Genomic DNA, 24,920 nt, shown 5'->3' on the forward strand with positions numbered 1-24,920 from the left:
GTCTGTATGGTGGTAGCAACCACACAGAAACCCCCGCATCGGCGGCAACCGATCGGGGGCGTGACCATCATTCTGAAGGGAATGACGATGAGCACCACTGTAGCAATCGCCATGGCCGTTCGCCATGACTGCCGGACGTACCTGATCCGATACGCGGACGGGATGAGCCGCCGCGTGCTGGCCAGTTCGACCGAGGCCGCGCGCAGCTTCGGCTACACCTCGTATCCGGGGCAGGCGATCGTGGATGTCGCCCCGGCCGGCGAGGGGGTGTGATCATGCTCACCTGTGCGAATTGCGGGCACCGTGCCGGCGTCGATTACGTGGCCATGGCGGACGAGTGCCCCGCGTGTCACGTCACCCCGTTCCCCGAGCTCGTCGTGATCAGCGGGCAGGACTTCCACGATGCGCTGCACGCGGACGCGCTCGACCCTCGCGCCAAGGCGATCGCCGACGCCATTACGGGCGCACGCGGGGGCCACAAGTGGGACCGAATCGGCGGACTCTACGAAAACGCCTACCGGGGCGCGCTCGCAGGGCTGGCCATGGCCACTGTGACGCGGCCCTACATTGCCGCCGATGGCGAGCGGTTCGCGACGCGGCAGGACGCGGGCGAAGCCAGCGCCGAAGACATCGCCGACTCTCGGGATTCCTGACACTGTGCCGCGCCCGAGCGGCTAGCCATTCCTTCTAGCCGCTCTGCGAGCCGCACAGGCTCACCCGATACCAACGATGGAAACGGAGCAACGATCATGAGCACCACGCGACAGAGCACGGAACGCCGAGCGACGAACCGCGAGCGCCGACACGTCGAGCGCATGGCCACGATCGAGCGCAAGCGCGCCCGGATGGTCAAGCGGTTCGAGACGGGCAGCATGCCCGCGATCTCGGGGCGCTGAGCTATGGAACTGGCGAACTTCCGAATCGGTACCGACTACGTGTCGGGCGATCGCTGGCAGAGCAACGTGGGCGGCATCCGTGCGACGACGCACGGCGCGATTCGCCGACGCACGAAGACGGTTCGCATCGTCGCGAGCCTGTCGGCCGACGCAATGCACGCCCTCGCGGCGCGGTCGCTGCTCGCGCAGATCAAGGGCAGCGTCCGAGTTCCCGAGGGGACGCGCGCCGAGATCGTGCCCGAGCCGGTCAGCATGAGCCCCGACGGGCAGCGCCGCGACTTCGCGGTTCAGTTCGTCCCCGTGAGCTCCGAGTGAGCACGCCCGCCACGATCTCGGGCGCGTGGCTCGACGTCGTGCCCGAGGTCGGCGGCGTGGCTGTCCTGGCCGCGCTCGCGATCCTGTCGGCCTACGCGGTCGATTCCATCAAGAAGGCGCGACCCCGGCCGCGCTACCGCCGCCGCTCCGGCGGCACAAGATAGCGACTAATCGCGATCGACTGTAATAAATCCCTTGCGCGCGACGTGCGCGGGGCATAATCTCAACGCCTGAGGAGGGCAAGCACCATGAGCACGATCACTCTCGAACACACGCACGCGGGCGGCACGCTCGCACGCGGCACCGCACGCGGCGACGGATCCGCCGAAGTCCTGAAGTCGTGCGGGTGGCGCTGGGGCCGTTCGATCGGGGCATGGTTCATCCCGTCGAGCCGCGACCACCTGCCGAACGATTGGAAGATCGACCGCACGCGGAAGGCACTGGAGGCCGCCGGGTTCACCGTCGAACTCGACGTCTCGCGAGAGCTCCGCGACATGGCCGAAGTCGAGGCGGGCAAGATCGAGCGCCAAGCCGATCGCGTCGAGGCGCTCGAAGCCAAGGCCGAGCGGAAGGCGGGCGCGGCGGATGCCGCCGACGACCGCGCACGGCGCGCGCTCGACTCGCTGCCCTACGGCGGCGAGCCGATCAAGATCGGGCATCACTCCGAGCGGCGGCACCGCAACGCGATCGCGAAGGCGGATCGAGCGATGGGCGCGAGCGTCGCGGCCGATCGCGAGGCAACGAAGGCCGCCGAGCGCGCCGAGATCGCCGCGCGCACGACGGATCACCGCTACGACCCGCAGACGGTCGCGCGGCGTATCGAGCGGCTCGCGCCGGAGATGCGGAAGCTTGAACGCTCCGTCAAGACCTCGAACGACAACGCCGAGCGCTACGCGGCCGCGCACGCCGACGACCCCGAGCGGATCGAGCGCTACAACGCGCACACCGCGCGACTGGTCGCGATGCTGGAGGAGAAGCGCCAGCAAATCGCCTTCTGGGAGGGCGTGCGCGCCGAGCAGATCGCCGACGGGGTCGCGGGTGACTTCTCGCCCGAGACGATCGCCAAGGGCGATGTGGTCGGCTTCCGCTTCGACGACGCGGCGATCGTTACCCGCGTCAACCCGAAGGGCGTTTCCGTCGTCTACTGGCCGCGCTGGGACTCGGGGCGGATGAACGGGCAGACGGTGCCCTATGGCGACATCAAGACGCACCGGAAGCCCGACGACGACGAGCGCGCCGCGCTCCTCGCGCGTGCCAAGGCGGGCACCGACGAGAACAAGAAGCGCACCGCGGCACTCGTGGCGCAGGGGTACGCACGATGAGCACGCAAGCGACCGCCTACAAGCGCGGCAACGACTGGCACGCCGAATACGCCGTCTCGGGCGTGGGCAACGAAGCGAGCGCGGCGCGCGTGGTCGCGTCGCTCATCGCCGCATCCGCTGAGCACGTCGGCGAGTGGCACGAGGGCGACGGACTGCCCGAGGCGAAGCTGGTGCATCGCACGAGCCGAGACGGCACGGTGACGCTCTACTACGTCGGCAAGCTGCGCCCGCGACCGCTCACGAGCCGGAGTAACCCCATCCTGGCCGATGTCCGGTGGAGGCTCGACGCCCCGGTTGGGAACCGTCACGGCGGCCCGGACGTGCGCCGCAAGGCTCGCGCCGGGATGGCTCGCGCGCTGCTCGCCTACATCGACCCCGAGGGCATGGGCAGCACGCCCGCGACCCCGGCCGAGTGGCGCGAGCGCGAGCACGCGACCAAGGTGCTGACGAAGTACGTTCGCGTCTTCGACTGGGCGGGGGAACTGCGATGAAGCTGGCGAATCCCCACGACTACGCCGTGACCTATGACGCCTACAACGGCGGCCGCACGTGGTGGATCGAGGGAACCGGCGGCCGAGTGCCGGGCGGGCCGTGGCGCGACCGCGACGCCGCCGAGGCCGCGCTTACCGTCATGCTCGCCGAGGCCGGCACCGCGAAGACGGATGCCGCGTACCTCGAACCGGGCGACGTCGTGACGAATGCCCGAACTGGGCAGGTGTTCACGGTTCGGCGCGTCGCCGTGCCCTACGGCGGCCCCCGCTGCCTGTTCGTCGAGTTCGCCGACCCGATCCCGGCCGAACCGCTGCCCGAGGCGATCGTGAAGGCTGCGCGCGGCGCGGATGCCGCCGCGATCAAGGCGCGCCCCCAACGTCTCCGCATGGTGCGCGCCGCCGCCGTCGATCAGCTGAACCGCGACCGCTTCACCGTCGCCGAGGAAGAGAGCGAGGCCGCCGCGTGAGCAAGCCCTACCCGCCGAAGGTTCGGCAGATGACACCGCGGCAGCGCGAGCGCACCGAAGAGGCATGGCGCTACGCGGTGGGCTACCCCGCGGGGTGGCGCGATCGCATGCTGAGCGCCGCCGCGCGCAACACCGGGCGCGCGGCGGATCCCGGCAGCGTGCTCCGTGCCTGGGGGATCGAAGCATGAGCGGCCTCGACAGCGTGGAGGGCGGCGCCGAGCGCGTCGCGAAGGCCCTCGATTTCGCGTCGAACTCAGGCGGCAGGCTCGGAACCGAGGCGCGCGCCGAGATCTTCGCGGCGATCGACGCCGAGCCGGGCACGCCTGAGGCGCGCGCGGCCTGGGAGGTCGCGCGCGCTCGGATCGTCCACGACAGCAACGCCGCCCCCAAGGTGAACCTCTGGCGCGCCGTGGCGGCGTACCTCGCGCGAGGCGGCCGCGCTCTGTCGCCCGATGCGACCCCTGATCCGGCCGTCATCGTGGCGGCCATCGAACGAACGACGACGATGCGGCCGGGCCGCGCGCCGAAGAGCGAAGGAGAGCAGGCAGCATGACCGAACTTCGAACCCCCGAGCAGATCGTCGATGACGTGTACTGGACGCTCTCGGGCTTCCCCACTGAGCCGAGCGGCCCCGACCTGCGGGCGCTCATGGTGCGCGCCATCGAAGCGGACAGGGCACAGCGGCTCGACGTGGCCGACGCCGTGGCGAACTTCGACAAGGCGATCACGTGGGATGCCGCCGACGACATCGCCGAACATCTCAACTTCGGCGAGGCCGAGGCGATGGCGCGAGTCTTCACCGCGGCGGGCAAGCCCGACCGCGCGCACGACATCCTGACCGCGTGGGCGGAGGCCGAAGGGGACTACGACGCCGACGACCCCGAGTTCGCCGAGCATGCGGCGACCATCGCCGAGTACGCGAAGGCGGCGGGGCGACCGTGGACTGAGGCGGCCGGACGATGAACCCCGACCCCTACGCGCTCTCGATCATCGCCGCGCGGCACGCCCGCGAGGAGCGGCACCGCGAAGCGCGGCAGGCCGAACTGCACCGCGCGGCGGTCGCCCGTCGTCGCAAGGCGAAGAGGGGCGGGCGGCGATGAGCGGCACGACCTCGAACATGGGCGTGATCGCAGATCTGCGCCGGTTCCGCGTCACGTACCCGAACGGGGCGCGCATCATCAACGCTCGCACCGCCGAAGAGGCGGCGCAGGACGCACAGACGCGATGGGGCACGCCGCCGGCACGCGTCGAAGAGATCAAGGAGGCATGACGCCATGAGCACCTGGAACAGCATCACGATCGCCAACGCACCTGCCGAACTCAAGCTGGAGGACATCTTCACGCGCTGGCCGGAGCTCACGCGCGACGGCGAAATCTGGGAGTCGCGAGACGAGGACGATGAGCGCGAGGCGGTGACTCCGTCCCGCGCCAAGTGGCAGCCGATCGACACGCCTCGCGAGGAGTGGGCCTATCAGGGGCGCGACGCGAGCCCCGAGGGCGACATCACGATCACCGGGCACAGCAAGTACCGCGCGACGAGCGCCGAGAGCGCGCTCTACGAACTCAGCGCCGCCTACCCCGAGATCACCGTCTCGTGGTCGCAGGAGTGGGACGACGACGAGCCCGGCCAGTGCCTCGACGTCATCCGCGCGGGCGAGATCGTGCGCGAGTCGTCGCTGGTCGTGCACATGGTGCCGATGACGCTGCCCGACCTCATCGCGGCCGCTCGTGAGGCGCTGGCGAGCGACGTGAAGGCGGTGCACGAGAACGGGGGAGTCACGTACCCGGTTGACGACGCGCTGCGCGCGCTGCTGCTGGCGCTCGAACCCGAGGAGGAGACGAAGTGAAGACCCCCAGCGAGCTCGCCGACGAGCAGATGCGCGCATTCACGATCCAGCACGACGAGGATGTGGAGGAGCGCAGCGCCGAGTACATCCACGAGCAGATCGTGGAGGCCATCGAGGCCGACCGGGCGCAGGCCCCCTCGATCCCCGTCGGCGCGCCCGGTTCGATCGGCCATGTCCCCGAGCAGATCGCTCGACTGATCCGCGAGATGGCCGCCTTGGATGAGGCAGAGCGCAAGCTGAGAGAGGCTCAGGCCGCTGTGCGGGCCGCCGAGAAGAAGGTGACCTACGCCCGGCAGCGGGCCGACGCCCAAGCCCGTCAGGTCGGCAGCATGGGGCTTCGCGCCGGATGGGTGACGCCCGAGCTTGTGAGCGAGGTGCGCCCGTGATGTTCAGCAGCGGCAAGCACGAGAAGTGCACCGCCGATCCGTTCCCCGTGGTCAACCCGCTCATGGGGCGACGATTCAGCTTCAGGACGAAGAAGGCGATGATGTCGTGCGAGTTCATCGAGGGGCGCCCCGAGTTCGACCGCTCGCTCACCAACCCGAAGAGTTGGGCACTCCACGACGCGCGGCAGTACCGGGCGACACGATCCGAGAGGCGGGGCGCGCCCGTCAGGTGGGACGACGTGCGCCGCGTCTTCGAGCAGGCCGTGGGAGCGGCGTTCTACTCCGACTACGAAGATCACGACGAGATGGTCACTCACGCCCGCGCCGTGCTCACCCGTCTGGCGCGCCTGGAGCAGGCGGCGGAACTGGGCGAGTTGGAGCGCGCCGAAGCCGCCGACACGTACCGCCCGCTCCCGATCCATCGAACTGAGGCTGGCTACCCGAACTGCTCGACCTGCGACGGCGGCGGCTGCCACGACTGCACGGATCCGGCATGACCATCCGCGAGCGGATCGAAGCCGCAGGCATCCCGTACCCCCTCAACTGGGACGACATGGGCTCTTCCGAGAAGGACCTCTGGGAAGACCGCCAGATCGCCCGCCTCGACAAGAAGGAGATCTAGACCATGACCGCATTCAACATCGAGGACGTCCAGCCGCTCTATGACGGCGGGAAGCGCTCGCTCGACCTCTCCGTCACGAACGGGGTGGGGCGCGTGAGCCTCGTTGTCTCGGATCTGCGCTACGCGCTCGCGAAGGGCAAGAAGCGGAAGTTCAACACGCAGGTCACGTTGACGCCCGAGAAGGCCGTCGCGCTCGCGATCGCGCTGCTGAACGGGGCGCGCAACGTCGAGGCCGGGGTGCACGGCAGCAGCGCCGATGCGCAGTACGAGAGCCTGTCGAACGCGCACGCGGCACTCAACCTGCGCGCGGTGGCCGAGGGGTAGCCGTGCTCACGGCGTCCGTCGGGCCCGCAGTCGGCCGGGCCTACGTGCCTCGCCGGGGCATGGGCACGGTGTACGCCTCGCCGACGGGCGGCAGCCTCATGACGGTCATCCTCGACCGCGGCGGCCATCGGGTCGCCATCCAACGATCGAACATCCACTGGCGGAAGATCCGCCGAACCGAAGGGAGCGCCGACATGGTGAACCTCACGCCCAAGCAGGAGATGCACCTGCGCAACGTCCGCACGGCCGCCGAGGCGCGCCGCAACGCGAAGGCCGGCGCCGCCGCCCGAGCGCGCGAGATCGTCGCGCAGGAGATGGCCGAGTACGACAAGCGGCTCGACATCGAGGTGCGCATGGCCTTCGATGCAGGCGCGCCGAAGTCGCAGATCGGCGACGCGATGGGCACCACGAACATGGGCACCGTGCGCGACTCGCTGAACCGGACGGACTCGATCGCCGAGGCGCTGCGCGCCGACCGGCCGAGCGACGACCGCTTCGCCTGGAACGCCGAGACGGGCGTGCTCAACGTCACCCTGAGCGGCGACGACCTCACGGCCGCGTGCGCCGCCGAGGGGTGGCCGGTCGAGGAGGCGATGAAGCACGGCCTCGCGAGCGCCGAGTTCACGGTGCAGAGCGGCGTGCTCGTGCCCGCCTCGGGCGACTTCCTGATCGAGCACGGGCGACGGCACCCTGTCACCGTCTGGGGCCTCGCGCACGAGGCCGAGATCGGCGCGTGGATGCGCGGGGAGGCGAAGGCAGCATGAGGAAGGCAGTGGAAACCATCGTCGACCCGACGCAGGGCGGCGTGCATCAGGATCCCGAGTCGGTGCCGCTGCGCACCCTCGAAGACCGCATGGCGCAGATCGCGGCGGGCCCGTCGAGCTACAGCGACCCGCGCTGCGGCTGCGAAGAGGACGGCGCGGGCGCGAAGTGCGACTGGGACGACCTCGCCACGCTCGAGCACGTGTACGCCGTGCGGATGGCGGCGGCGGCATGATCCCGGCGCTGCTCTGGCTCGCGCTCGTGCTGCTCGCGCTCTGCGGCGTCGGTGTCGCGCTCGCCGTGCTCGGCATCGCGCTCGAACGTCGCACCGCGCGACTGCACGAGGAGGCCGCCCGCGAGGTGGCGACCTTCCCGACGCCGATCGTGCTGGAGCCCGCCGTGATCGAGTTCGAGGTCACGCCGGTCACCCTGAAGGAGGCGGCGTGAGCTTCCCCGCTCGATTCCCCGGTCGCTGCGCGGAGTGCGGCGGGAAGATCCACGAGGGCGAGCAGATTCAGTCGCCGCCCGAAGGGCAGGTGACCGGCGTCTACCGGCACGTCGTCTGCCCCGAGCCGATCGACCCCGCCCGGCCCGCCGCCCATGAGGAGCAGTGCTCCGAGTGCTTCATGATCCACCCGAAGGGAGCGTGCGACGCATGAGGTGGGAAGATCCTGAGCCGCGCCATAACGAGCGACACGACTGGGCCGATGCTGCCGACCAGCTGCGGGCGCGCCCTGGCGAGTGGGCGCTCATCGGCACCGACGTCAAGATGTCGGCGGTGAACAGCCTGACCAATGGCACCAAGAAGTTTCCCAAGGGGGAGTTCCAGTTCACCGTGCGGGGAACCACCCCGCGAGGGCAGGGCGAGCATCGCGCGGCCAAGGTGTACGCGCGATACATCGGAGAGGACTCGCGCGATGACGGTTGACGAGATGGAGGTGCGCACGCTGGAGCGCTGGAGCGAGGCGAACGAACTCGACGCGCTCGCGAGCTTCACCCCGCAGGGCGAGGTCGTCATCCAGGACGCCGAGACGGGCCGCGAGCTCGTCACCCTGCCCGACTACGCGACGTTCGAGGACTTCACCTCGGAGCTCGACCGGAAGGTGGCGAACGGTGACGACTGACAAGATCTACTGGCCGGGCGACCCGGCGGCCCCCGAGGGCGCGAAGGTACTGCGGCCGGCGCAGGTCGAGGCGATCATGCGCACGATGGCCGAGCCGACGCGCGCGGCCGTCTGGGGCAGCGAGATGGACACCGGCAAGACCGTGTGCGCGATCGAGTTCATGCTCCGCATGGGGTTCCAGCGCGTGCTCGTCGTCGGCGTGAAGGACACGTACCAGCAGTGGGCCGACCGCCTCGCCGCACAGTCGGACGGCGCCGCCGTACTCCTTCGCATCGACGACTCGGCCGCGGGCAAGCGCAACTTCAAGGCGCTCATCTCGGGGGAGCCGGGCCTCTACTTCGGCGGTAGCCAGTACCTCGCCGCTCAGGACTGGGAGCGCCTGCCGACGACCGACGAGCAGGGGCAGCCGATCTGGGAGCGGAAGCGCTCGACGAACGAGGTCGTCACCCGCGTCCCCACGAAGGCCGAGCCGATCGGCCCGCGCCTCTACCCGAAGCAGGAGATGCGCCGCCATCACGTCAAGGTCTACTCGAAGATGGCCCCGCTCGACGCGCTGATCGTCGACGAGGTGCACGTGGTCGCGAACCGGAAGACGAACGGCAACGGCACGCTGAAGATCCTCGAAGGCAAGAAGGGCGGCCCGCAGCCGTTCAAGCTCGGCATGTCGGGCACGTTCGTCGGCAACCGCTTCGAGAACGCCTGGGGTGTCACGTCGTGGGCGTGGCCGAGCTTCATCGACAACTCGTTCATCCGGTGGCGCGCCGAGTGGTGCGCGCTCACGACGCCGTACGGCAAGGGTGGCGAGCCGGTCACCGACGGGAGCGGTCGCCCCGTGCTCGTCGTGACCGGCGAGCGCAACCCCGGCCAGTTCGTGAAGTCGCTCCCGTGCTACATCCGCCTCCCCGACCCGCTCGGGCCCGCGCCCGAGCCGTTCGTCTTCGAGGTGCCGATGCTCCCGCAGCAGAAGCTCGACTACGAGGCGCTCGAGGAAGACGGCTTGGTGTGGCTCCGCTCGCACACTCGCCTCGAGCCGCTCGTGACCAACCTCCCGATCGCGAAGCGCACCCGCCTGCGCACGGCGGCCCTCGGCACGATGTCTTTCGATGCCGAGGGCGAGATCGTCTTCGACGAGCACACCGAGTCGACGAAGCTGTGGGCGCTGCGGCAGGTGCTCGACGACGAGCGGTTCCGCGGGCGGCAGGTGAGCGTCTATACGCACTCGAAGCAGTTCGCGAAGATCCTGGTCGAGCGGATGCAGGCGGCCGGCTACGACGCCCGGCTCTGGACGGGTGACGTCCAGTCGAAGCAGCGCGACAAGCTGAAGGCCGGATGGCTCGCGAGCGAGTTCCAGTACCTCGTCTCCGTCATCACCTCCTTCTCGACGGGCCTCGACGGCTTCCAGAACGTCTGCAACCGCGTGGTGTGGGTGTCGGAAGAGGACGACAATGTCGCGAACATGCAGGCGATCAAGCGATACTGGCGATCGGGGAACCCCGCTATGCTCGCCGATTTCATGCACGTCAAGCTCGTCTCCGAAGGCACGCTGGAGACGGACGTGCGCCTGAACAACATCGAGAAGACAGACGTGATGCGCCGCACGCTCGCGGCCTGACGAAGGGAGCCGGGATGCAAGGGAAGAAGACCAACCACGCCGAGATCATGCGTCTCACCGCGCTGAAGTGGAAGGCCGCGGCGATCGCCGAGCGCCTCGGGTGCTCGACGGTCACCGTCTACCAAGTCCGCAAGGCGGCGAAGGTGCGGGCGGCTCACAACGCCGAGCCGACGCTCGCCGACGCGCCCGAGCACGAGCTCGTCGCCGTCCGCCGTCTCGTCACGAGGCGCGTGCCCGACGCAGAGGCGGCGAGCTACGTGCTCGCCATGATGGGGGTGGCGGCCTGATGGCGACGCTCGAAGAGATGCGCGACACACTGAACGCCTACGACGAGTGGCGACAGCAGACGGCGCTCAACCCCGACACCTCGATCGAGGCGTTCCTTCGCGAGCAGCGGATCCGGGCCTGGGATCCCTCGCTCGCGAAGATCGAGGAAGCGATGACCCAGCTTCGCCCCGGCGAGACGATATCGGTGCTCGTGGCCGGCGAGGACTGGGCCTCCCCGTGGAGCATCACCGTACAGATCACAGCTAGAGCAGGAGAATCCGAATGAGCACCGTCATCACCGAGTACGAGGAGCGCGTGCAGAACGCCCGCCCCGCAGCGCCCGCCGAGGTCGTCTACGAGCCGGTCACCACGCCGGCCGCGGCGCCGAAGGCCAAGCCGCGCTCGAAGCCGAAGCGGCAGCCGACGCTCGCCGAGCGCATCGAGCGGGAGCGGCTGGCGATCGAGGCGAAGCGCCTGCTGGAGCAGGAGCAGAACCGGGCGCAGCCGTACGACCCGCTCACGAAGACGTGGCTCGCCGTCGCGCTGATCGTCGCGGCCGTCATCTTCGCCACGTCGGCGCTCTTCTCCTTCGCGGCCGTCGCGGCGGCCGCCCAGTGGATGATGCCCGAGTGGACGTGGCTCGTCTGGGTCGTGCCCGGCTTCCTCGAGCTCTTCATCATCTGGTTCGGCTTCGACGCGATCATGAACCAGGCGAAGGGGTGGAAGAAGGACTCCTGGACGGCGCTCGTCTGGATGCTCGTCTTCGCCTCGGTCGCCGTCGTCGCCAACGCGGCGCACACGATCGACTCGTGGGGGTTCGAGGTCGCGATCGTCACGTGGCAGGCGTGGATCGGTACCTTGATGGCGGCGCTCGCGCCGTTGTCCGTCGTGCTCATCACGAAGCGGGTGTCCAAGCTCGTGTTCGTGCGGCCGCCGGAGAAGGAGCGGGAATAGTGGCTAATCCGCGAGCACCACGGCTGCGCACGCGGCCGAGCGACGTCGCCGACGAGTTCGTGGCCGCGCTGCGCGAGAACGACAGCAGCGAGACGCCGCGGAACTGCCTCGGGCGCGAGGCCACCTACGCGCTCTACCGGAACGCGCCGGGCCCGGACGTCGCGAGGGCGCTCTGCGAGGGGTGCCCGCTGCTGGAGCTCTGCGACGCCGTGGCGAAGGTCACGAAGCCGGCGTGGGGCGTCTGGGGCGGCATCGCCTACTACCAGGGCGCCCCGCACTACACGTACACCGACGCCGCAGCGTAACGCAGCAAATTAGCGGCAAAATACAGCGTTGCGCGGGTTTTAAACATGGCTCATCTGTGGTACGTTTCCACGGACGAGCGGAAGAGGAGGAGGACACAATGAGCGACATCATCGAGATCAGCGTTGACCGCGAGGGCGGGCACTACGTCAGCGACACCCACGTGCCGGGGCCCAAGACGACACTGTCGCAGATCAGCGGCGTGCTGGCCGAGCGCGTGCTGCGCCGGGTCGGGCGCCCCGCGGGCGATGTGACCGTGCGAGAGGTCGAGACGACCTTCGCCTACAGCGAGGTCACGCTCGACAGCCGGGTCGAGTTCACGATCTACGTCGACGGCGAGCAGGTCTTCGACGCGAGCGGAGCGCTCCAGGATCAGGGCAGCGAGCTCACGGGCTACGGGGCCTTCGAGGCGTGGCTGAACGACGTCGACGAGGACGTGCAGCAGCGCCGCGACCCCGACGAGATCTCGGAGCGCCTGGGGCAGGCCGTGGTCGCCGCCGCGCTGGCGCCGAAGACGACGGGCCGCGTCGGGCCGATCCCCGACGAGGATCTGCGTGCGATCGCGTACGCGCTGCTCACTGCCGAGACGCCCCGCGACCGGCAGCGCCGCGTCGGCGCATCGAACCTCGCGAACCCCTGCGACCACGACCTCGCCTGCGACTTCGCCGGCATCCAGCGCTCGGCGGCCCAGGCCGACCGCGCGTGGATGGGCCGCGTCGTCGGCACCGCATTCCACGGCGTGCTCGAGGATCGCGAGCAGGCGAGCCTCGACTTCGCGCTCACCGGGCCCGAGACGACCGTCTGGGATGCGCCCGCCGTGAAGTGGATCGGCCAGTCGTTCCCCGACATGAAGATCGAGGAGCACCTCACGCTCGGCGAGATCGAGGGCTACGGCCCGATTGGCACCACGCGCGACATCGGCCTGAACGCCGACCACATGGGCGACTGGAAGAATTCGACCCGGCACAAGTCGCTGCTCATGATCGACTACCTCCGGATCAAGGGCTTCTTCAAGATGCCCGACGGCTCGGCGATCGAGCCCTACGGCCGCACGCACAAGGAGATCAAGCTCTCCGAGCGCGAGTACGACAAGGCCATGGTGAAGCAGGCGTACAAGCTCCAGGGCTACTACGCGCAGCTGCTCCTCTACGGCCTCGCGCTCTACCGCCGCGGCACGCCCGTCAAGAAGCTCTCGAACATCTTCCTGAACCGCGACGGCACCGGCTGGTTCGACGTGCCCACGGCCGACGGCTACGACGACCCGAAGCGCGTGCACGACATCTGGGTGCTCTCGTTCCCGTTCAACCTCCAGCAGGCCGAGCTCGCGTGGAACCGCGGCGTCTCGATCTGGCAGCACCTCCAGGCGGGCGGCTCGCCGGCCGACTTCGAGTCGCGCGACGAGTGCTTCACGTGCGAGGTCAGCGGGCGTTGGGCGCCGGCCGCGGAGGTCGCGGCGTGAGCGTCCACGTGGAGGTCGATGTCGTGATCGCGGGCGGCAACGCCCGCCGCTCCCTCGAGATCAATCTCCTGACGACGCCGACGCTCACGAGCGTCTGGGGCCAGCGCGACCTCGACGAGGTCGGCACGTACGAGGTCATCTCGTCCGGCGGCGGCCGCCTGCTCGACGCCCAGTTCGACCACCGCTACGGCGACGACTACGGCGTGCTGATCGCGAAGGCGACCACGGCCCTCCGGGAGGCGCACGGCCAGATCTGATCCGAGACGCAACGCAACTGAGCAAGTACATTCACAACCAGAGGAGGACACAATGAGCGACAACGCTCCCCAGTTCGTCGACCCGTTCGCGGGCATGGACACCCCCGGCCAGGACACCACGGCACTCCAGTCCCTCATGCACTACGCGATGCCGGGCCGCGGCAAGACGACCGTTCTCGGCTCGATGGTGAAGGTGCCCGGCTTCGAGCAGGGCCTCATCATCGACGTCGACAACGGCACGCGCGTGCTGCGCAACGACCCGGCGATCAAGCTCGCGCTCGACGAGGGCCGCCTGCGCATCCTGAAGGTCGACAAGACCAAGCCCGCTGAGGCCGTCGCGAAGATCGACTACATCATCGATCAGGTCACGTCGCAGGATCTCGGCTACCGGTTCGTCGGCCTCGACACCCTGAGCTACGCCCAGGACGCGATCGAGGTCGTCGCCGACGCGCAGTTCGCGACGAGCGGGAAGGGCGGCACCCGGGACGGGTTCGCCGTCTGGAACATGGTCGGCGCGAAGACCGTCGAGTGGGTCGCGAAGCTGCACAACTGCCCGTGGCTGCTCGGCGTCATCAACGTGCACGCGAAGGAGCAGACGACCGACCAGGGCCAGTACCGCATCCTGCCCGAGCTCGGCGGCTCGACGAAGAACAAGATCGGCGGCGACCCCGACCTCGTCGCATACCTCGACTGGATGACCGGCGTCGACCCGGCCAACCCCGACGTGCCGCACCTCTGCGCGTACCTCGGCAAGAGCCCGGTCTACATCGCGAAGAACCGCGACATGCTGCCGGATCTCATCGTCGACTACGACATGCCGACCCTGTTCCGCATGCTCGAGCAGAAGGACGCGTACGTGGACGCGGCCGCCCAGGACGCCGCCGTTCAGGCCGCGCTCACCACCCCGACCGCCGCGCCGACCCCCGTCGCGGCCTGAACCGAAGGAGATCATCGCCATGACTCGTACCATCCAGCACGACGCGACCGCAGCGCAGGAAGCCGCGGCCGGCGGCGGCAACCGGCCGGTGCCCGGCGGGAAGTACCTCGCCCGCATCCTGCCGACGCGCAAGGGCGGCACGTTCCTCGAGGAGAAGCCCGCCGCCAACGACGGGCCGAACGCGCAGAAGCGCATCCTCAACGTCCGCTTCGAGATCCAGCCGGGCCAGATCGCGGCCGGGCGCAACGTCTTCGCCCGCGTGCCGCTCTTCCCGCGCTGGGCGCCGAAGGGAGACCCGAAGTACCCGATGGGCGCGCCCGCCTTCCTGTACTTCCAGTTCTTCGGATCGCTCGGGGTGCCGGTCGACAACCCGGCGCTCACCGAACTGCCGGACGACCAGTTCATCCTCGGCAAGCTCGTCGTGATCACCGTGAAGGAGGTCGGGCCGGACGACCGCAACCCCGACGGCTCGAACGAGGTGACCGGCATCGAGTCGGCCGAGGGCTTCGCGATCCAGCAGGCGGCCGGTGCCCCCGGCGTGCCCGCCGCCGCGGCACCGCAGGCCGCCGCCCCGCCCGCGTGGACGCCGCCCGTCGCCCAGCAGCAGGCCGCAGCGCCCGCGCCCGCCCCGGCGCCCGCCGCGCCCCCGCAGCAGGCTGTCTGGACGCCGCCCGTGCAGCAGCAGGCGGCCCCGCCCGCGCCGCCGCAGCCGGTCGCCCAGCCGGTCGCCGTCGCCCCGCAGGCGCCGCCCGCGGCCGCGCCCTCGCCGCAGGGTGCGATGCCGCCGTGGATGGTGACGCCGCAGCAGGCCGCCGAGGTCGTGCAGCAGCAGGCGCCCGCCGCCCCGCCGCAGCCGGTCGCCGTCGCGGCCGCGCCCGCCCCGGCCCCTGCGCCGGCACCCGCGCCCCAGGCGCAGCAGGGGCAGCCGTGGGCCGCCGCCGGTACCCCCGGCGTCGGCACCACGTTCTGACCGCCGATTAGTCGCTAATCGGCCAGGGGCAACGGACAAGCCCCGCAGGCCCGCACGTGAGCAGACGTAGGGCAGGCAGCAAACCGGGACGGCGCACGGAGCCGTGATTTTGAACGGCGGCGGCCACCGAGTACAAGGGCCGCCGCCCACAGTTCCCCGTTCATCCAAGCAAAGGAGTGCCGTGCCGCAGGCGTCGCGACCGATCGTTGAGCATGCTCTCGCGATCGCGGAAACTGGCCTCAAGGTCTTCCGTCTGCGACCCCTCGACAAGCGCCCCCTCTACGAAGGCTGGCAGCAGGAAGCGACGACCGACCCGGCCGTCATCGCCCAATGGTGGGCCGAGAACCCGAACATGAACTACGGGATCCCGACCGGCCTCGACAACAACCTCGACGTCATCGACCTCGACGGGCCCGAAGCAGTCTCGTGGTGGCGCAGCACCGGCTTCCACTCCGATGCCATGGTGGCCACGCCGAGCGGCCCGAACCGCGTCCACGTCTACTGGCGCATCGACGACGTCGAGATCCCGAACTCGCAGAGCCGCCTCGCGCCGCACGTCGACGTGCGCGGCGAGGGCGGGTACGTCGTCGGCCCCGGCTCGATCATCCCCGCGGGCACCTACCGCGGCACCATCCGCAACATCCCCGACATGCCCGCCGAGCTCATCGCGATGATGCCGCAGCGGCAACAGATCATCATCGAGCGGCCCGACGTCCCCGAGGTGGAGGTCGCGAGCACGGGAGAGCAGGCGCAGATCGAGCGCGGCATCGCTGACCTCGACGCGCTGCCGCGGCCGTGGCACGAGGGCGCAGGGTGGCGCTCGACCATGTACCGCGTCGCGTGCTGGTTCCTGCGCATGGCGCAGACGCCCGGCTACGCGATCACCGAGGAGCAGGCGCTCCAGATCATCCTCGACCACACCCCGACCGACGACGTGTGGACGACCAACGACCTCATGCATCAGTGGGACTCGGCGCGCAAGAGCGTCGCCGGCCAGTACGCGGATGCCCCGCACGAGATGCTGCCGCCGTTCCTGCCGTTCCTCGACGTCGCGAACCTCCTTCCCGACCGCTCACCCTCGGGCCTCGTCTTCAGCGACCTCATCATGGGCGAGCCGGACATCCGAACGGCCTCGTCGTACTGGCAGCGCCGCCAGATCATCATGCGAGAGGCCCTCAGCCTCGGCATGACGCCCCAGCAGGCCGCGACCCTCGGATGGCACGCGGCCGTCTCGATCGCGCTCCAGGCGACGCCGGGTGGCGCCGCAGAGGTGTGGCGCGAGGTCGCGACCCTCCAGGCAGAGCTCGAGCGCGAAGCCGAGGAGTCCGCCGAGCAGGCCGCGGCACCGGGGCCGGGCGCGCTCGAGGAGCGCGTGCGCCGGATCCCGCTGCTCGACAAGCGCGAGCGCGACTACCTCGCATCCGAGAACGGCCATTGGTGGGGCGACCGCTACCTCCAGTGGGCGCGCGACGAGGTGAAGGTGTTCAACGCCCCGTACCACCGCGCCGCCCTCTGGGTCGTGCTCGCCTCCGCGCTCGCCGAGTACGGCTACGTGCCGACGGCCGGTCGCCCGACCGACCTCAACGTCTACGTGCTCACGCTCGGCGACACCTCTACCGGCAAGAGCGAGGCGAAGGCCATGGAGGAGCGCTGCATCAAGGCGTGCTTCCCCTCGAACGACACCCCGCTCGTCGGCCCGAAGGTGTCCGAGGTCGGCCTCCTGCGCAAGCTCGCGATGCGCGACGGCAAGCCCTCAGTGCTGCTCGCCGACGAGGCATCCGGCCTCTTCAAGCAGATGCGCGACGCGAACTGGGCGGCGGGCCTCTCCGAGCTCTTCGCACAGCTGTACGACAACGACATCCCCGGCATCGAGATGACGACGCACCGCGATGTCTCCGGCGTCGACGCGACGACGTGGTTCACCTTCCATCTCTCCGGCGTCTTCAAGCGCACCGCGCGCGTGCTCACGTTCGAGGAGTGGGAGTCGGGCCTGCTGCCCCGCATGATGATCGCCATCGGCGAGCCGAAGGTGCGCGAGCGCGAGGCATTCCGGCTGAAGCTGAAAGAGGGCGAGGAGGCCCAGCACTACGACCGGATGCCGAAGCACTGGGCCGCCGAGTTCGCGCAGGCCGTGCAAAAGCTCAAGGTCGCCGCGGCGCAGCAGGGCGTCAACGTCTCCGAGCGCTGGCAGATCCCGCTCGGGATGGAGAAGCAGGCGATCGACCGCCACGACATCCTGACAGCGCGGCTCGCCGACTTCGCCGCCGGCCACGAGCTCGCCGAGCAGATCGACCCCTACACCGTCCGTCTCGGCGTGAACGTGCTGAAGTGCGCGGGCCTCGTCGCGATGAGCGAGGGCGCGCCGAAGATCACCGGCCGCCACATGCTGATCGCGATCGACTACGCCGAGGAGTGGCTGGCCAACGCCGTCGCCCTCGCGCAGGCGACGAGCGCGACCGCGCTCACGCGGAAGCTCGACGACCTCGAGAAGTTCATCGCGACGCAGCGCGGCAGCGAGGTCGACATGACGCGCGTCTACCAGTTCTCGAAGGTCGACAAGCGGTCGACGGACTCGCTCGTCGAACTGCTCGAAGCGCAGGGCCGGATCGCCAAGGGCTTCGGCGCACTGTCCAACCCGGTCGTCTTCATCAAGCGCCCGGCCATCCGAACGATACCCAGAAGCACAGACGAGGAAGGAGCAGCATGAGCAGGAGGCAGTACATCGGCCCGCCGCGTCGCGAGGCCGTCGAGGCAGCCCTGAAGGTGTGGCGCGCGACCGGCCGCCACCTCACCACGACCCCGGCGAAGAAGGAGGAGGGCGTCAGGCTGCTGGCCAGCCACGGCATCTTCTCGGCCCGCCGCATCGCCGAGTTCACGCACTGGGATCCGCGCCACGTGCTCCCCGTGCTGCACGAGCTCGACTACGACTTCGAGGCCGCCGTGAAGGGCCTCCTCCGGCCCGAGGCGCTGCCCGCCGTGCTCGAGGTGTGCGACATGCTCGGCCGCGGCGAGGTCGACTCCCGCATCGTCCTGGCCGCGCTCGACCGCGGCGTCACCCAGCACATGCTCAGCAGCCTGACCGGCGTACCGCAGCGCACGATCTCGAACTGGGCGAAGCGGCCCCACGCAGCGGCGCGAGGGCGGGCCGCAGCATGAAGACGACCTACGACTACGACCAGATCGAGCGGATGCTGAAGCGGAAGCGCACGGTCAGCGACATCGCGATCCGCCTCGGCGCCTCGCGGCGGCAGATCGGCCGCATCCGCCGTCGCCTCGGCCTCTCCGCGGAGCGGGAACCGCTCGCGCCCCGCGCCGAGCGCGTGGCGGCCGCCGAAGCGCTGCTCGACGAGGGGTACGCGCCGACGACGGCCGCGAAGATGTCGCACCTCAACCCGGGCTCGTTCCGGGATGCGCACCGCGACCGGGTGTTCACGCGGGAGCAGATCATCCAGGCATCCACGCTCTCGCGGCGGATGGCCAGATTGGAGCGAGCATGAGCAGCATCAGCGACATCCTGATCGAGGGGCGGCAGCACGTGCTCGCCGACGACGATCGAGGGCACAACTACTGCGCGCGCTGCGACGAGTCGTGGCCGTGCATCACCTCGCGGCTCGCCGACGCGCTCGAGCTCGAGCACGCCGAGCACCGCGCCGCCGTCGCGGCGGCCGGCAACGATGAGCCGAGCGAGGTCGATCGCATCGCCGAGACGCTCGGCATCCGCCTCCTGCCGTGGCAGCGCGACCTCGCGACGCGCGTGCTCGCAGGCGAGGTCGTCTTCCTGGCGCGCGGCCGCGCGGGCGGCATGACGATGGTGCAGCGCGTCGTCGCCCGGGGCCTGAAGGAGCGGGGCGAATGAGCCTCCACATCTCCCGGGGATGGCCGGGGCAGCAGCACATGGAGGCCGAGTGCCCGTGCCCAACCGAGGCGTGCGGCTACGTCGACACGTCGAAGGTCGTCGACGCCTGCGAGCAGCACCCGGTCGCCCGAGCGAAGACGATTCGCTCGAGCCACGACTCGCGGGCATGCCCGGCGCGCAACGGCGAGCGGAGCGTGTCGTGACCTGGGCGGCGAACGGTCGCACCGCGTCGAACTCGAACGACCGCGGCAGCGCCGAGACGCGGCGTCGCCGCAAGCAGTGGCTCCTCGACGAGTTCGGCGACGGCGTCCAGGCGCAGTGCGGGTTCGACGGCTGCGAGACGATGGTCACCTTCGAGACGATGCAGGTCGATCGGTTCCCGATCGCAGGCATCGACGGTGGCACGTACCGGCGCGGCAACATCCGGCCGGCGTGCGGGCCGTGCAACTTCGCCGACGGGCTGGAGATCGCCGCGAGGCGGCGCGAGGAACTGAAGGCGGCGGCATGAGCGCGTTCAGCCCCCGCCAGATGTTCCTTCTCGACCTCGCGTGCGGGCCGATCGTTGACGCCTTCGGCGGCCTCGGGTACGGAGCCTTCCTTGTCGGCACCGCGGCAACGCGCGGCGAGTACCGCGATGTCGACGTGCGCGTGATTCTCGAGGATGACCGCTACGACGCGCTGCTCGCTGCGACGAGCCCCGAGATGATGGCCTTCCTCGGCCTCGCGATCGGCCAGTACCTCGCCTCGGTCACCGAGTTGCCGATCGACTTCCAGATCCAGCGCTTCACCGAGGCGAACGCGAAGCACGACGGGTCGCGCAACCCCCTCGGCGTGCGCGGCCTGATCAACTTCCGGGGCGACGCCGTGCCGCCTCTCCAGGCTGCCGACCTCCTGCCCAACGACCGAAAGGGGAAGCGATGAGCGCGCTCGAGGTGATCGAATGCGACCGCTGCGGGAAGACGCGCGCCTTCGAGAAGGGGCCGCGCCAGACGAGTTGGGGCGTCATTCGCAGGCTCATCGGCAAGGATGGCTGGCACGTCGTTCGCCGAACAGGTGAGCCGGTGCGCGACATCTGCCCGACGTGCTGGGGGGTGGGGCTTCGATGACGTTCCCGCTGCCGATCGCGGGCGAGGTGCGGCCCGAAGATGTCGAGGCGATCCGCGCCGCGAAGATCTCCCTCGCGCCGCCGTTCAACGTGACGATCGTGGAGGCGGTGCCAGGCGAGCCGGGCCGCGTGCTCGCGCTGCGCGAGCGCCCGGGGTTCGTCTGCGATCACGCGCTCGTGCCCGACCCCTCGCGCGCCGACGTCATGCGCGACGCGCTGTGGTGGGTGCTCGACGAGCGCCGAGAGGATCCGCGCGCGACGAGCTTCTGGGAGCACGGCGACATGATGCTCGGCGCCATCCTCGGCGCGGTGCCGCTCGGCTTCGAGCAGCGCCCGTTCAGCTGGGACGACGACGCATGATCCGCCGACTCTGTGCCGTGCTCGACGTGCTCTTCCTCGTCGGCCTCGTGCTGCCGTTCGCGCTCATGCTGCTGTTCTTCGCGTGGCTCGACGAGGGGCGGCGGCGATGATGCCCTACGGCGGCGCCCCGGTGCTCGACGACCCTGAGCTCTTCGAGCAGGGCGCCGAGGTAGAGGTCGAGGTCGTCGAGAACGACGCGGCCTACCACGGCCCTCGCGAACGCACGTCGCCGCCGTTCCCGTCCGAGCCGCCCGCGGGGTTCGAGTCCTGGCGAGCGTTCTTCCAAGACGCGAAGGAGCAGGTGCGTGCCCGCAAGGAGCGCCCGACGAACGCGCCCGTCCAGCCGATCGGCTACACCGAGATCGACCCGCTCGCGAAGACGACGCCGCTGAGCATCCGCAAGCTGGCGAAGACGGTCGCGGACGCCGGATGGCTCTACTCGTGCCGCCGCTACGAGTGGCACGTGCCCGATCGGTTCTACGTCGGCGACTCGGCGGTGACCGGCGCCCGCGCTGGCGACCTGAAAGAGGCCGCGCACGACGAGGCCAGCTACGCGCTGATCGCGGCGCCGGCTGCCGGCCAGGGCAAGGTCGGGTTCAAGGCGTGCTGGGCGGCGACGAAGACCGGTGCGTCGTTCGATTTCGTGCAGGCCACGGATCCTGTCGGCGTCCTCCGTGAGCTCTACGCCGACTACAAGGCGGGGAAGGCGCCGCGGCTCGACAAGCGCGAGACGGCCGAGTCGGTCGCGATCCGGCAGCGCCAGATGGACGAGCTCGCCGAGCGCGCGAGCTGCACGTACAACACGGGGGAGACGTACCTCGAGCGCCACCCGCTGTTCAAGGCGGCGGGCGAGTTCAACGAATGGCTGGAGGAGTGGATCGCGCTGACCGCTCCGAAGGCCGAGATAGCCGCTAATCAGGAGGAGGCGATCGCAGCATGACGACGATCCTGGGCATCGACCCCGGCGGGCGGCCGTCGGCGGCGAAGTCGCGCTCGGCGACCGGCTGGAGCGCGTGGGAGTACGACGCCGTGACGCCGCCGCGGCCGATCACGCACGGGCAGGTACAGGGCGACGAGTGGCGCTTCCGGCGCTGGTTCCTCGAGGAGATGCCCGAGGCGTTCCCCGGCGGCCGCCCCGACGAGATCGTGTGCGAGCGATTCCTGCCGGACGGCCGCACGCTCTTCCCCGACATCACGCCGCTGAAGATCGAGGGCATTCTCATCATGGCGCGGCCCGACACGGTGTTCCAGCCGAACGGCTTCAAGAGCGCGCTCGTCGACAAGAAGATCCACGAGCTCGGGCTCTGGTGGCCGGGCGAGGGGCACGCGATCGACTCGATGCGGCACGTCTTCGCGCTGCTGAAGGAGCGGCGCCACATGCCCACGCTGATGCTGTGGCCGCCGCGGAGGGCATCGTGAGGGCCCGCCTCGAGTACGCCGCGATGCTTATCGCGTGGACAACCTGCTGGTTCCTGCTGCCGTTCGCGGCCGAGGCGCGGGCGTGATGCGATGATGGAGCCCATGACCGGCCAATGGGCCGCGGCCCGCGACGGCTCGTGGTTCAACCACCCGAACACCTCGACGCCCAAGGTGATCCACGTCGCGACGAGCGACGGCTTCGCGCTCTGCGATCCGCGAGTGCCCTTGTCCGAGCACTCGGCATGGCTGCGGCCGCAGGAGGTGCCGGTCGAGGTTCGCTGCCGTCGTCGGGCGTGTGCGGCCGCCTTCGACGGCGCGCACTGAAAGACCGCCCGCAGCGCTGACGAGGGACGCTGCGGGCGGTCGGTTCAGGGGCGGCCTAGTGCAGCTTGCTCCACGCGGCCGCGATTTCGGCGTTGCGCCCGACGGCGTCGAGCTCGGCGAGGCCCGCGATCGAGGCATCCGCGTACGCCTCGGGGATGCCCTTCGAGAGGATGCTGAGGTACGCGGCGCCGCCGGCCAGCACGGGCGTGACGATGGCGAGGCCGACGGTGACGCCCGCGAGGAGCCACCCGGCCGGGTCGTTCACCAACTGGACGACGGCCGCGGCCGTGGGGATGCCGGTCGCGAGCGTGGCGGCGTACGCCTGGGCGGTCGTGCGCACGAAGCCGCGCTTGGCGGCCAGCTTGACGCCCTCGGGGACGATCTTCTCGTCGGTCATCTACTTCTCCTTCTCGATCAGGCCGACATGCGCGGCGATCTCATGGACGAGCGCCACGGTGGCGTCCGACTTCCTCTGGTGCTTCTCCTGCCACTCGAGCGCCTCGGTGACCTCCTCGCGGAGGTTCGTCGAGTGGTCGTTCTCGACCTGCGCGCGCACCCGCTCCAGCACCTCGCCCTGAGATTCCATCGTCTCGTCCTGGTCGCCGAGGCGATCCTCGATCCGCTTCAGGTGGTCGGGGAGCTCGAGCACGACGTCGATCGTCTTCACGAACTTCGAGATCACCGGCCACGCCTTCCGGATGAAGACGGCGAGGCCGATGAGTGCAGCGATCCAGATCAGCGCCGTGTAGGTGCTGGTCGCTTCGAGGAAGCTCTGGATCGGGGCGGGCAGGTTCATGCGTGCTTGTTCAGCCACTCGGCGAGCAGCCGCACGCGGCCCTTTCGCGAGTTTGGCCCGTCGATTCCGTCGATCTTCGAGGTGGCGGGGTACCACCCGCGGCGGCGCGCGGCCGTCTGCCCGAGCCAGACGAAGTTCGAGTACTGCCGCGGGTCGCCGTTCTGGTACGGGTCGCCGTCGGCGTCCGCGTTCGTCGTGCGGCCGAGCTTCATGCTGTTGAGCATGCGCGCGAGGATGATCGTCTCGACCTTGCGCGTCATGGGGCCGGGGTCGCCGTCGATGAGGTAGCCGTGGGGGTAGAGGCCCATGCGGCGGCCGATCGTCTGCACGAGCGTCCAGTAGACCTCGCCGGGGTCGCCGTCGTTGACGGCCGTCGTCTGGAGCTTGCCGCCGCTCGGGGCGCTCGGCGCCGGCACGGGGGCGCTGGCCTTGCCCGCGAAGAGGGTGGCGACGGAGTGCTTCGAGTAGTTGCCGTCGACGCTCAGGCCCGCGACGCTCGCGCGCGAGGTGAACTGGTGCACGTCCCAGCGGTCGATGCGGCCCTGGAGGCTCGGCGTGTGGTCGGGCGTGTGGCCGGTGGGGAAGTCGCCGTAGGCCGACCACCAGATGCGGATCCCGGCGTCGGTGACCTTGTCCCACGGCCCGTTCGTGCGCGTGAGGTGCGCAGGGCAGTAGAGCCAGAGGCGCGAGAACGGGATGCCGGTGCGGGCGCGCACGCGGCCGAAGAACCGCATGACGTCGTTCTGGCGAAGGAACGTCGGGTCGCCGTCCAGCGGTTCGTTGTCGAGGGCGAGCACGTCGTGGTCGCGGTCGAACTTGTAGAGCGAGCGCACGAAGTGATCGGCCTGCGCCTCGATGTCGTCGAAAGCGATGCCGGGGTCGTCCTCGCCGGGCAGGTAGTAGTGCCCGACGCCGGGGATGCCCGCGCGGCGCGCGCCGTCGATGTGCTGCTGGTAGCCGGCCGCGGTGTACGGCGTGCCCGTCTGCTGGCCGGCCGCCTTGGCGATCAGGAACTCCACGCCCTCGCGCCGAGCGCGGCCGTAGTCGATTCCGATCTGGCTTCCGGAGACGTCGATTCCGAACGACGACATGGTGATCTCCTCTACTTGACCTTGATGATGGCTCGCAGCGCGATGTACGGCTGGAGGTTGTTGTGCGGATCGCTGCCACCGACGTCGGTGGTCTTGACGTTGTCGGCGCCGTTCCAGCCGGAGCCGAACCATGCCGCCCAGCGTGCGCCGCCGGACGAGATGCCGAGGATCGTCGCCTGCGCCGAGTAGAGCCGCGTGGTCGAGTTGTTGCCGCCGATCACGCGGTGCGAGTGCGTGGGCATCTGCGCGGCAGTGAGGGTGTGCGTCTTGGCACCGCCCTTCTTGCCCATCGCGTTGAACTCGGCCTGACTCGTGTCGTAGCCGACGGGGGTGCGGCCCTTGAGGTTCGGTAGGTGGAAGGTGCTGGTGCCGTTCCCGGCGCCGTACGTCGTGCCGAGTCGCGAGAAGAGTGTCGCGTACGTGGTGCGGCTGACCTGCTGCCCCTCGGCGAAGAGCCACCCTTCCGGGGCGGCAGTTCCGGCGAAGAACATCACGCCGCCGACCGGGATGCGCGCGTTGATGAGATCGAGGGCGGCGCGCAGCTGGTCGATCATGTTGTTCCAGAGCACGTCGAAGTCCTTGACGGGTACGCCGCCACTGAGCTTGGTCAGCCCCCACGTCTCCGTCATGCCGCCACCGTACAGCGAACGCTCA

Annotated in this window: 49 protein-coding genes; 45 read left to right on the plus strand and 4 right to left on the minus strand. The window is 69.8% G+C overall.

Going from position 1 to position 24,920, the window contains the following annotated elements; translation table 11 throughout:
• Positions 1 to 60 precede the first annotated feature (60 nt).
• The 45 genes from ACFVTH_RS08730 to ACFVTH_RS08950 all read left to right on the plus strand — a co-directional run bounded on the left by ACFVTH_RS08730 (position 61) and on the right by ACFVTH_RS08950 (position 22,379).
• Positions 61 to 273 (plus strand): hypothetical protein, encoded by a 213-nt coding sequence (locus tag ACFVTH_RS08730; protein WP_387089281.1) that lies wholly within the window; start codon positions 61 to 63, stop codon positions 271 to 273.
• Entirely contained in the window at positions 270 to 653 is a 384-nt protein-coding gene (locus tag ACFVTH_RS08735) for a hypothetical protein (RefSeq protein WP_387089284.1), read from the plus strand. The genes ACFVTH_RS08730 and ACFVTH_RS08735 overlap by 4 nt, the downstream gene beginning before the upstream one ends.
• Before the next feature lie 96 nt (positions 654 to 749).
• Positions 750 to 896, plus strand: a complete 147-nt coding sequence (locus ACFVTH_RS08740; RefSeq protein ID WP_387089287.1) for a hypothetical protein — start codon at positions 750 to 752, stop codon at positions 894 to 896.
• Positions 897 to 899: 3 nt separating this feature from the next.
• Positions 900 to 1,211 (plus strand): hypothetical protein, encoded by a 312-nt coding sequence (locus ACFVTH_RS08745; RefSeq protein WP_387089290.1) that lies wholly within the window; start codon positions 900 to 902, stop codon positions 1,209 to 1,211.
• Positions 1,208 to 1,375 (plus strand): hypothetical protein, encoded by a 168-nt coding sequence (locus ACFVTH_RS08750; protein ID WP_387089293.1) that lies wholly within the window; start codon positions 1,208 to 1,210, stop codon positions 1,373 to 1,375. The genes ACFVTH_RS08745 and ACFVTH_RS08750 overlap by 4 nt, the downstream gene beginning before the upstream one ends.
• 84 nt (positions 1,376 to 1,459) lie before the next feature.
• Positions 1,460 to 2,533, plus strand: a complete 1,074-nt coding sequence (locus ACFVTH_RS08755) for a DUF3560 domain-containing protein (protein WP_387089296.1) — start codon at positions 1,460 to 1,462, stop codon at positions 2,531 to 2,533.
• Positions 2,530 to 3,024, plus strand: coding sequence for a hypothetical protein (locus ACFVTH_RS08760; protein WP_387089299.1), 495 nt, complete (start codon positions 2,530 to 2,532; stop codon positions 3,022 to 3,024). The genes ACFVTH_RS08755 and ACFVTH_RS08760 overlap by 4 nt, the downstream gene beginning before the upstream one ends.
• Positions 3,021 to 3,491 carry a hypothetical protein gene (locus tag ACFVTH_RS08765; RefSeq protein ID WP_387089302.1) on the plus strand — a complete coding sequence of 157 codons (471 nt, stop codon included), beginning with the start codon at positions 3,021 to 3,023 and terminating at the stop codon, positions 3,489 to 3,491. The genes ACFVTH_RS08760 and ACFVTH_RS08765 overlap by 4 nt, the downstream gene beginning before the upstream one ends.
• Complete coding sequence (locus tag ACFVTH_RS08770) at positions 3,488 to 3,679, plus strand: hypothetical protein (protein ID WP_387089305.1); 192 nt, start codon at positions 3,488 to 3,490, stop codon at positions 3,677 to 3,679. The genes ACFVTH_RS08765 and ACFVTH_RS08770 overlap by 4 nt, the downstream gene beginning before the upstream one ends.
• Positions 3,676 to 4,044, plus strand: a complete 369-nt coding sequence (locus ACFVTH_RS08775; protein WP_387089308.1) for a hypothetical protein — start codon at positions 3,676 to 3,678, stop codon at positions 4,042 to 4,044. The genes ACFVTH_RS08770 and ACFVTH_RS08775 overlap by 4 nt, the downstream gene beginning before the upstream one ends.
• Positions 4,041 to 4,454 (plus strand): hypothetical protein, encoded by a 414-nt coding sequence (locus ACFVTH_RS08780; protein WP_387089311.1) that lies wholly within the window; start codon positions 4,041 to 4,043, stop codon positions 4,452 to 4,454. The genes ACFVTH_RS08775 and ACFVTH_RS08780 overlap by 4 nt, the downstream gene beginning before the upstream one ends.
• Complete coding sequence (locus tag ACFVTH_RS08785) at positions 4,451 to 4,591, plus strand: hypothetical protein (protein WP_387089314.1); 141 nt, start codon at positions 4,451 to 4,453, stop codon at positions 4,589 to 4,591. The genes ACFVTH_RS08780 and ACFVTH_RS08785 overlap by 4 nt, the downstream gene beginning before the upstream one ends.
• On the plus strand, positions 4,588 to 4,761 hold the full coding sequence (locus ACFVTH_RS08790) for a hypothetical protein (protein ID WP_387089317.1): 174 nt from the start codon (positions 4,588 to 4,590) through the stop codon (positions 4,759 to 4,761). The genes ACFVTH_RS08785 and ACFVTH_RS08790 overlap by 4 nt, the downstream gene beginning before the upstream one ends.
• Positions 4,762 to 4,765: 4 nt before the next feature.
• Positions 4,766 to 5,338, plus strand: coding sequence for a hypothetical protein (locus tag ACFVTH_RS08795; RefSeq protein WP_387089320.1), 573 nt, complete (start codon positions 4,766 to 4,768; stop codon positions 5,336 to 5,338).
• Positions 5,335 to 5,724, plus strand: coding sequence for a hypothetical protein (locus tag ACFVTH_RS08800; protein WP_387089323.1), 390 nt, complete (start codon positions 5,335 to 5,337; stop codon positions 5,722 to 5,724). The genes ACFVTH_RS08795 and ACFVTH_RS08800 overlap by 4 nt, the downstream gene beginning before the upstream one ends.
• Positions 5,724 to 6,221, plus strand: a complete 498-nt coding sequence (locus ACFVTH_RS08805; protein WP_387089325.1) for a hypothetical protein — start codon at positions 5,724 to 5,726, stop codon at positions 6,219 to 6,221. The genes ACFVTH_RS08800 and ACFVTH_RS08805 overlap by 1 nt, the downstream gene beginning before the upstream one ends.
• A complete protein-coding gene (locus ACFVTH_RS08810; RefSeq protein WP_387089328.1) occupies positions 6,218 to 6,346 on the plus strand; it encodes a hypothetical protein in 129 nt (42 codons plus the stop codon). The genes ACFVTH_RS08805 and ACFVTH_RS08810 overlap by 4 nt, the downstream gene beginning before the upstream one ends.
• 3 nt (positions 6,347 to 6,349) lie before the next feature.
• The gene (locus ACFVTH_RS08815; protein WP_387089331.1) at positions 6,350 to 6,670 is read left to right on the plus strand and encodes a hypothetical protein; all 321 of its coding nucleotides are present in this window, start codon (positions 6,350 to 6,352) and stop codon (positions 6,668 to 6,670) included.
• A gap of 2 nt (positions 6,671 to 6,672) precedes the next feature.
• Positions 6,673 to 7,434, plus strand: a complete 762-nt coding sequence (locus ACFVTH_RS08820; protein WP_387089334.1) for a hypothetical protein — start codon at positions 6,673 to 6,675, stop codon at positions 7,432 to 7,434.
• An 8-nt stretch (positions 7,435 to 7,442) separates the two neighbouring features.
• On the plus strand, positions 7,443 to 7,667 hold the full coding sequence (locus ACFVTH_RS08825) for a hypothetical protein (protein ID WP_387089337.1): 225 nt from the start codon (positions 7,443 to 7,445) through the stop codon (positions 7,665 to 7,667).
• A complete protein-coding gene (locus ACFVTH_RS08830; protein WP_387089340.1) occupies positions 7,664 to 7,879 on the plus strand; it encodes a hypothetical protein in 216 nt (71 codons plus the stop codon). Before ACFVTH_RS08825 ends, ACFVTH_RS08830 begins: the two co-directional genes overlap by 4 nt.
• On the plus strand, positions 7,876 to 8,091 hold the full coding sequence (locus tag ACFVTH_RS08835) for a hypothetical protein (RefSeq protein WP_387089343.1): 216 nt from the start codon (positions 7,876 to 7,878) through the stop codon (positions 8,089 to 8,091). Before ACFVTH_RS08830 ends, ACFVTH_RS08835 begins: the two co-directional genes overlap by 4 nt.
• On the plus strand, positions 8,088 to 8,360 hold the full coding sequence (locus tag ACFVTH_RS08840) for a hypothetical protein (RefSeq protein ID WP_387089345.1): 273 nt from the start codon (positions 8,088 to 8,090) through the stop codon (positions 8,358 to 8,360). Before ACFVTH_RS08835 ends, ACFVTH_RS08840 begins: the two co-directional genes overlap by 4 nt.
• A complete protein-coding gene (locus ACFVTH_RS08845; protein WP_387089348.1) occupies positions 8,350 to 8,556 on the plus strand; it encodes a hypothetical protein in 207 nt (68 codons plus the stop codon). Before ACFVTH_RS08840 ends, ACFVTH_RS08845 begins: the two co-directional genes overlap by 11 nt.
• Complete coding sequence (locus tag ACFVTH_RS08850) at positions 8,546 to 10,168, plus strand: hypothetical protein (RefSeq protein ID WP_387089351.1); 1,623 nt, start codon at positions 8,546 to 8,548, stop codon at positions 10,166 to 10,168. Before ACFVTH_RS08845 ends, ACFVTH_RS08850 begins: the two co-directional genes overlap by 11 nt.
• Before the next feature lie 14 nt (positions 10,169 to 10,182).
• On the plus strand, positions 10,183 to 10,455 hold the full coding sequence (locus tag ACFVTH_RS08855; RefSeq protein ID WP_387089354.1) for a helix-turn-helix domain-containing protein: 273 nt from the start codon (positions 10,183 to 10,185) through the stop codon (positions 10,453 to 10,455).
• Positions 10,455 to 10,721 carry a hypothetical protein gene (locus ACFVTH_RS08860; protein ID WP_387089356.1) on the plus strand — a complete coding sequence of 89 codons (267 nt, stop codon included), beginning with the start codon at positions 10,455 to 10,457 and terminating at the stop codon, positions 10,719 to 10,721. The genes ACFVTH_RS08855 and ACFVTH_RS08860 overlap by 1 nt, the downstream gene beginning before the upstream one ends.
• Positions 10,718 to 11,389: a hypothetical protein gene (locus tag ACFVTH_RS08865; RefSeq protein WP_387089359.1), complete on the plus strand. Its 672-nt coding sequence runs from the start codon at positions 10,718 to 10,720 to the stop codon at positions 11,387 to 11,389. Before ACFVTH_RS08860 ends, ACFVTH_RS08865 begins: the two co-directional genes overlap by 4 nt.
• Positions 11,389 to 11,694 carry a WhiB family transcriptional regulator gene (locus ACFVTH_RS08870; RefSeq protein ID WP_387089362.1) on the plus strand — a complete coding sequence of 102 codons (306 nt, stop codon included), beginning with the start codon at positions 11,389 to 11,391 and terminating at the stop codon, positions 11,692 to 11,694. Before ACFVTH_RS08865 ends, ACFVTH_RS08870 begins: the two co-directional genes overlap by 1 nt.
• A gap of 98 nt (positions 11,695 to 11,792) precedes the next feature.
• On the plus strand, positions 11,793 to 13,151 hold the full coding sequence (locus ACFVTH_RS08875) for a hypothetical protein (protein WP_387089365.1): 1,359 nt from the start codon (positions 11,793 to 11,795) through the stop codon (positions 13,149 to 13,151).
• Positions 13,148 to 13,408, plus strand: a complete 261-nt coding sequence (locus ACFVTH_RS08880; protein ID WP_387089368.1) for a hypothetical protein — start codon at positions 13,148 to 13,150, stop codon at positions 13,406 to 13,408. Before ACFVTH_RS08875 ends, ACFVTH_RS08880 begins: the two co-directional genes overlap by 4 nt.
• 52 nt (positions 13,409 to 13,460) lie before the next feature.
• Positions 13,461 to 14,345 carry an AAA family ATPase gene (locus tag ACFVTH_RS08885; RefSeq protein WP_387089371.1) on the plus strand — a complete coding sequence of 295 codons (885 nt, stop codon included), beginning with the start codon at positions 13,461 to 13,463 and terminating at the stop codon, positions 14,343 to 14,345.
• 19 nt (positions 14,346 to 14,364) lie between these two features.
• Positions 14,365 to 15,315, plus strand: a complete 951-nt coding sequence (locus ACFVTH_RS08890; RefSeq protein WP_387089374.1) for a hypothetical protein — start codon at positions 14,365 to 14,367, stop codon at positions 15,313 to 15,315.
• Positions 15,316 to 15,496: 181 nt separating this feature from the next.
• Positions 15,497 to 18,022, plus strand: coding sequence for a bifunctional DNA primase/polymerase (locus ACFVTH_RS08895; RefSeq protein ID WP_387089377.1), 2,526 nt, complete (start codon positions 15,497 to 15,499; stop codon positions 18,020 to 18,022).
• On the plus strand, positions 18,019 to 18,471 hold the full coding sequence (locus tag ACFVTH_RS08900; RefSeq protein ID WP_387089380.1) for a hypothetical protein: 453 nt from the start codon (positions 18,019 to 18,021) through the stop codon (positions 18,469 to 18,471). The genes ACFVTH_RS08895 and ACFVTH_RS08900 overlap by 4 nt, the downstream gene beginning before the upstream one ends.
• Complete coding sequence (locus ACFVTH_RS08905) at positions 18,468 to 18,812, plus strand: hypothetical protein (protein ID WP_387089382.1); 345 nt, start codon at positions 18,468 to 18,470, stop codon at positions 18,810 to 18,812. The genes ACFVTH_RS08900 and ACFVTH_RS08905 overlap by 4 nt, the downstream gene beginning before the upstream one ends.
• On the plus strand, positions 18,809 to 19,171 hold the full coding sequence (locus ACFVTH_RS08910; RefSeq protein ID WP_387089385.1) for a hypothetical protein: 363 nt from the start codon (positions 18,809 to 18,811) through the stop codon (positions 19,169 to 19,171). Before ACFVTH_RS08905 ends, ACFVTH_RS08910 begins: the two co-directional genes overlap by 4 nt.
• Complete coding sequence (locus ACFVTH_RS08915; protein WP_387089388.1) at positions 19,168 to 19,374, plus strand: hypothetical protein; 207 nt, start codon at positions 19,168 to 19,170, stop codon at positions 19,372 to 19,374. The genes ACFVTH_RS08910 and ACFVTH_RS08915 overlap by 4 nt, the downstream gene beginning before the upstream one ends.
• Complete coding sequence (locus ACFVTH_RS08920; protein ID WP_387089391.1) at positions 19,371 to 19,679, plus strand: hypothetical protein; 309 nt, start codon at positions 19,371 to 19,373, stop codon at positions 19,677 to 19,679. The genes ACFVTH_RS08915 and ACFVTH_RS08920 overlap by 4 nt, the downstream gene beginning before the upstream one ends.
• Complete coding sequence (locus ACFVTH_RS08925) at positions 19,676 to 20,092, plus strand: hypothetical protein (protein ID WP_387089394.1); 417 nt, start codon at positions 19,676 to 19,678, stop codon at positions 20,090 to 20,092. Before ACFVTH_RS08920 ends, ACFVTH_RS08925 begins: the two co-directional genes overlap by 4 nt.
• Positions 20,089 to 20,277, plus strand: a complete 189-nt coding sequence (locus ACFVTH_RS08930) for a hypothetical protein (RefSeq protein WP_387089397.1) — start codon at positions 20,089 to 20,091, stop codon at positions 20,275 to 20,277. Before ACFVTH_RS08925 ends, ACFVTH_RS08930 begins: the two co-directional genes overlap by 4 nt.
• Positions 20,274 to 20,636 carry a hypothetical protein gene (locus tag ACFVTH_RS08935; protein WP_387089400.1) on the plus strand — a complete coding sequence of 121 codons (363 nt, stop codon included), beginning with the start codon at positions 20,274 to 20,276 and terminating at the stop codon, positions 20,634 to 20,636. Before ACFVTH_RS08930 ends, ACFVTH_RS08935 begins: the two co-directional genes overlap by 4 nt.
• A 106-nt stretch (positions 20,637 to 20,742) precedes the next feature.
• On the plus strand, positions 20,743 to 21,576 hold the full coding sequence (locus ACFVTH_RS08940) for a hypothetical protein (RefSeq protein ID WP_387089402.1): 834 nt from the start codon (positions 20,743 to 20,745) through the stop codon (positions 21,574 to 21,576).
• A complete protein-coding gene (locus ACFVTH_RS08945) occupies positions 21,573 to 22,055 on the plus strand; it encodes a hypothetical protein (RefSeq protein ID WP_387089405.1) in 483 nt (160 codons plus the stop codon). The genes ACFVTH_RS08940 and ACFVTH_RS08945 overlap by 4 nt, the downstream gene beginning before the upstream one ends.
• A gap of 102 nt (positions 22,056 to 22,157) precedes the next feature.
• Complete coding sequence (locus ACFVTH_RS08950) at positions 22,158 to 22,379, plus strand: hypothetical protein (RefSeq protein ID WP_387089408.1); 222 nt, start codon at positions 22,158 to 22,160, stop codon at positions 22,377 to 22,379.
• A gap of 55 nt (positions 22,380 to 22,434) precedes the next feature.
• Here ACFVTH_RS08950 and ACFVTH_RS08955 read toward each other — a convergent pair whose 3' ends face one another.
• The 4 genes from ACFVTH_RS08955 to ACFVTH_RS08970 are packed head-to-tail and all read right to left on the minus strand — an operon-like array spanning position 22,435 to position 24,895.
• A complete protein-coding gene (locus tag ACFVTH_RS08955; protein ID WP_387089411.1) occupies positions 22,435 to 22,776 on the minus strand; it encodes a hypothetical protein in 342 nt (113 codons plus the stop codon).
• The gene (locus tag ACFVTH_RS08960; RefSeq protein WP_387089414.1) at positions 22,777 to 23,175 is read right to left on the minus strand and encodes a hypothetical protein; all 399 of its coding nucleotides are present in this window, start codon (positions 23,173 to 23,175) and stop codon (positions 22,777 to 22,779) included.
• The gene (locus tag ACFVTH_RS08965) at positions 23,172 to 24,266 is read right to left on the minus strand and encodes a GH25 family lysozyme (RefSeq protein ID WP_387089417.1); all 1,095 of its coding nucleotides are present in this window, start codon (positions 24,264 to 24,266) and stop codon (positions 23,172 to 23,174) included. Before ACFVTH_RS08965 ends, ACFVTH_RS08960 begins: the two co-directional genes overlap by 4 nt.
• An 11-nt stretch (positions 24,267 to 24,277) precedes the next feature.
• Positions 24,278 to 24,895 carry a phage tail protein gene (locus ACFVTH_RS08970; RefSeq protein WP_387089420.1) on the minus strand — a complete coding sequence of 206 codons (618 nt, stop codon included), beginning with the start codon at positions 24,893 to 24,895 and terminating at the stop codon, positions 24,278 to 24,280.
• Between the last annotated feature and the right edge of the window lie 25 nt (positions 24,896 to 24,920).

Source organism: Agromyces sp. NPDC058104 (assembly GCF_042884835.1).
In the GTDB taxonomy this organism is placed as follows: Bacteria; Actinomycetota; Actinomycetes; order Actinomycetales; family Microbacteriaceae; genus Agromyces.